Origin of the sequence: Allobosea sp. CER48, assembly GCF_044752385.1 — a bacterium.
In the GTDB taxonomy this organism is placed as follows: Bacteria; Pseudomonadota; Alphaproteobacteria; order Rhizobiales; family Beijerinckiaceae; genus Allobosea.
Genome location: NZ_JBIWYK010000280.1, coordinates 1 through 4,196, shown reverse-complemented (window position 1 = coordinate 4,196; position 4,196 = coordinate 1). Strand labels below are relative to the sequence as shown.

At 68.6% G+C, this 4,196-nt stretch carries 6 protein-coding genes and 1 pseudogene; all 7 read left to right on the top strand.

What is annotated here, in order from left to right; genetic code table 11:
• Positions 1–592, top strand: a 592-nt coding sequence (locus tag ACIPIA_RS11275; protein ID WP_400509509.1) for an urease accessory protein UreD, incomplete at its 5' end; no start/stop codon positions are given.
• Between the two features lie 11 nt (positions 593–603).
• Entirely contained in the window at positions 604–906 is a 303-nt protein-coding gene (locus ACIPIA_RS11270) for an urease subunit gamma (protein ID WP_400509507.1), read from the top strand.
• A gap of 14 nt (positions 907–920) precedes the next feature.
• A complete protein-coding gene (locus ACIPIA_RS11265) occupies positions 921–1,502 on the top strand; it encodes a HupE/UreJ family protein (RefSeq protein ID WP_400509505.1) in 582 nt (193 codons plus the stop codon).
• 4 nt (positions 1,503–1,506) lie between these two features.
• Entirely contained in the window at positions 1,507–1,812 is a 306-nt protein-coding gene (locus tag ACIPIA_RS11260; RefSeq protein ID WP_400509504.1) for an urease subunit beta, read from the top strand.
• Positions 1,812–3,524 carry an urease subunit alpha gene (ureC, locus tag ACIPIA_RS11255; RefSeq protein ID WP_400509502.1) on the top strand — a complete coding sequence of 571 codons (1,713 nt, stop codon included), beginning with the start codon at positions 1,812–1,814 and terminating at the stop codon, positions 3,522–3,524. Before ACIPIA_RS11260 ends, ureC begins: the two co-directional genes overlap by 1 nt.
• A 14-nt stretch (positions 3,525–3,538) precedes the next feature.
• Positions 3,539–4,042 carry an urease accessory protein UreE gene (locus ACIPIA_RS11250; protein ID WP_400509500.1) on the top strand — a complete coding sequence of 168 codons (504 nt, stop codon included), beginning with the start codon at positions 3,539–3,541 and terminating at the stop codon, positions 4,040–4,042.
• Positions 4,035–4,196, top strand: a pseudogene (locus tag ACIPIA_RS11245) (urease accessory protein UreF); the annotation flags it as partial. The gene ACIPIA_RS11250 and the pseudogene ACIPIA_RS11245, both read left to right, overlap by 8 nt.

Here is a 4,196-nt window from a genome sequence, read left to right as displayed (position 1 = left end):
GCAGGCGGCGGCCTGCGTCACGACACAGGCTTGCGAGCGGGTCTATCGCTCGACGGGCGCGGATGCGGTCGTCGACAACCACCTGCGGCTTGCCGCCGGCGCGCGTCTGGCATGGCTGCCGCAGGAGACCATCCTGTTCGACGGCGGGCGCCTCTCCCGCCGCCTGGAAGCCGACCTTGCGGGCGATGCCGAACTGGTCGCCGTCGAGGCCATTCTCTTCGGCCGCATGGCCATGGGCGAGACGCTGAGCAGCGGCCATCTGCACGACCGATGGCGCATTCGGCGCGACGGTCATCTGCTGTTCGCCGACGACCTGCGCGTCGCGGGCGATATCGCCGCGCTGCTTGCGCCGCCGCCGGCCTTGGCCGGCCGGCGGGCCATGGCGACGGTGCTTTTTGCCGGGGTCGCGCCCGAGCGCTTTCTGGAGCCGGCCCGGGCGATCATCGGGCCTGGCGGTGGCGCCAGCGCCTGGAACGGCAAGTTTCTCGCGCGCCTGGTCGAGGAGACCGGGCTCGCGCTCAGGCGGCGGCTGGAGCCGTTGCTGACGCTTCTGCTGGGCGGCCGGGAGCTGCCCAAGGTCTGGCAAATCTAGGGACTGACGGCATGAACCTGACCCCGCGCGAGAAGGACAAGCTGCTGATCTCCATGGCGGCCATGGTCGCCCGGCGCCGGCTCGAGCGCGGGGTGAAGCTCAACCATCCCGAGGCCATCGCGCTGATCAGCGATTTCATCGTCGAGGGCGCGCGCGACGGTCGCAGTGTAGCCGAGCTGATGGAGGCCGGCGCCCATGTCGTGACCCGCGCACAGGTCATGGAAGGCGTCGCCGAGATGATCCACGACGTGCAGGTCGAAGCCACTTTTCCGGACGGCACCAAGCTCGTCACCGTCCACGAACCGATTCGTTGAAGCCGGAGGCTGCCATGAAGAGATTGTCGATCGCCCTGATCCTGAGTCTGGCTGCCGCGAGCCCGGCCTTCGCGCATCTTGACCCCGCCGAACACGGCTCCTTGGCTGCCGGCTTCTCGCACCCCCTCTTCGGTGCGGACCATATCCTGGCGATGGTCGGCGTCGGCCTCTGGGCGTTCCTCGTCGGCGGCCGAGCCGTCTGGGCGATTCCCGGCGCCTTCGTCGCTACCATGATGCTCGGCTTCGTCGCGGCGCGCCTCGGCATCGGCCTGCCTTTCGTCGAGCCGGTGGTCGCGGCCTCCGTCGTCGTTCTCGGTCTGCTCGCGCTCGTGGCGCTGCAGGTGCCCATGCCGGTCGGCATGGCCGTGGTCGGGTTCTTCGCGCTGTTCCACGGCTATGCCCATGGCGGCGAGCTCGGCGAGGCGACGAGCGCGACGTTCACGGCCGGCTTCGCGCTCGCCACGGCGCTGCTGCACGGCATCGGCGTCGGCATCGGCTTTGCCGGCAACGCAGTTTCGCATCGTGGCCGGATCGCGGTGCGCATGGCCGGCGGGCTCACGGCGCTCGCCGGCCTCTGGCTCGTCGCGGGAGCCTGAGACCATGATCCCCGGCGAGGTCTTCCCGGCCGAAGGTGACATCATCCTCAACGCCGGCGCGCAGCAGCTCACGCTGATTGTCGCCAATACCGGCGACCGGCCGATCCAGGTCGGCTCGCACTACCACTTCTTCGAGACCAACGAGGCCCTCGATTTCGACCGCACTCTGGCGCGCGGCATGCGGCTCGACATCGCCGCGGGCACGGCCGTGCGCTTCGAGCCCGGCCAGCAGCGCGAGGTCCGCCTCGTCCCGCTCGGCGGGGCGCGCGCCGTCTACGGCTTCCAGCAGAAGGTGATGGGGAAACTCTGATGCCGGCCAAGCTCTCCCATGCCGCCTATGCGCAGATGTACGGGCCCACGGTCGGCGACCGCGTCCGCCTCGCCGATACCGAGCTGATCATCGAGGTCGAGAAGGATTTCACCGTCTATGGCGAGGAGGTGAAGTTCGGTGGCGGCAAGGTCATCCGCGACGGCATGGGCCAGAGTCAGGCGAGCCGGGCCGAGGGGGCGGTCGACACCGTCATCACCAACGCGCTGATCGTCGACCACTGGGGCATCGTGAAGGCCGATATCGGCCTGAAGGACGGCCGGATCGTCGCCATCGGGAAGGCCGGCAACCCGGATATGCAGCCCGGCGTCACCATCGTCATCGGCCCGGGAACCGAAGCCATCGCGGGCGAAGGCAAGATCCTCACCGCCGGGGGTGTCGACGCGCACATCCACTTCATCTGCCCCCAGCAGATCGAGGAGGCGCTGATGTCGGGCGTCACCACGATGCTCGGGGGCGGCACCGGCCCGGCGCATGGCACGCTTGCGACGACCTGCACGCCCGGTCCGTGGCATCTCGGCCGGATGATCCAGTCTTTCGATGCGGTGCCGATCAATCTCGGCCTCTCCGGCAAGGGCAATGCCTCGAAGCCGGCCGCGCTCGTCGAGATGATCGAGGGCGGCGCCTGCGCGCTGAAGCTGCACGAGGACTGGGGCACGACCCCGGCCGCGATCGACAACTGCCTTGCCGTCGCCGACGACCACGACGTCCAGGTGATGATCCATACGGACACGCTGAACGAGAGCGGCTTCGTCGAGGACACGGTCGCCGCCTTCAAGGGCCGCACCATCCACGCCTTCCACACGGAGGGCGCCGGCGGCGGCCATGCGCCGGATATCATCAAGGTCTGCGGCCTGCCGAACGTCATCCCGTCCTCGACCAATCCGACGCGGCCCTACACGCACAACACCATCGCCGAGCATCTCGACATGCTGATGGTCTGCCACCACCTGTCGCCCTCGATCCCTGAGGACATCGCTTTCGCCGAGAGCCGCATCCGCAAGGAGACGATCGCGGCCGAGGATATCCTGCACGATATCGGCGCCTTCTCGATCATCTCCTCCGACAGCCAGGCGATGGGCCGCGTCGGCGAGGTGCCGATCCGGACGTGGCAGACCGCGCACAAGATGAAGGTCCAGCGCGGGCGCCTGCCCGGCGAGAGCGGCGACAACGACAATCTGCGCGTGCGCCGCTACATCGCGAAATACACGATCAACCCCGCCATCGCGCAGGGCCTGTCGAAGCATGTCGGCTCCGTGGAGGTCGGCAAGCGCGCCGATCTCGTGCTCTGGAACCCCGCCTTCTTCGGGGTGAAGCCGGAGATGGTTCTGGTCGGCGGCATGATCGCGGCTGCGCCGATGGGCGATCCCAACGCCTCGATCCCGACGCCGCAGCCGATGCATTACCGGCAGATGTTCGGCGCCATGGGCCGCGCGCCGGCCATGTCCTCCGTAACCTTCGTCAGCCAAGCTGCGATCGCCAGCGGCCTGCAGGAGAAGCTCGGCGTCGCCAAGGGCATGCTCGCCGTCGAGAACACCCGCGGCGGCATCTCCAAGGCGTCGATGATCCTCAACGACGCGACACCGCATATGGAGGTCGATCCCGAGACCTATGAGGTCCGTGCCGATGGCGAACTCCTGACCTGCGAGCCCGCAACCGTGCTGCCGATGGCGCAGCGCTATTTCCTGTTCTGACCCGAGGCCAAGCGATGCTCCGCGCCATCTCCCACAGTCACGGCGGCAGCGACCAGCCTGCCGGCACGCTTCGGCTCGACCACGCCGCGCGCCATCTGCGCCGCAAGCTGGTGACGACCGACCAGGGCGAGAAGGTGATGGTCGACCTGCCGGAGCCGGTCCTGTTCGCCGATGGCGACAGGCTCGTGCTGGAGGATGGCCGCGCCGTCGCGATCGTCGCGGCGGAGGAGGAGCTCTTCGAGGTGACGCCCGGGCCGGCCTCTCCGCTGCGCCATCTCGCCTGGCATCTCGGCAATCGCCACCTGCCGGCGCAGATCGACGAGGACCGCATCCTGATCCAGCGCGATCACGTCATCCGGGCCATGCTGGAAGGGCTCGGCGCGTCCGTGCGCGAGATCGTGGCGCGTTTCCAGCCGGTGCACGGCGCCTATCACGCCCACGGGCAGGATCACGGCCCCGCGCATCATCATCACCACGCTCATGCCCATGGACACGGCCATCACCATCATCATGACTGATACCCTCGCGCTCGCACGGCTGATGACCTGGCTGTCCCCGGCCTTCCCGGTGGGGGCCTTCGCCTACAGCCACGGGCTGGAGCGCGCGATCCATGACGGGCTGATCCGGAGCCGCTCCGATCTGATCGAATGGCTCGAAACACTGCTGGAGCGC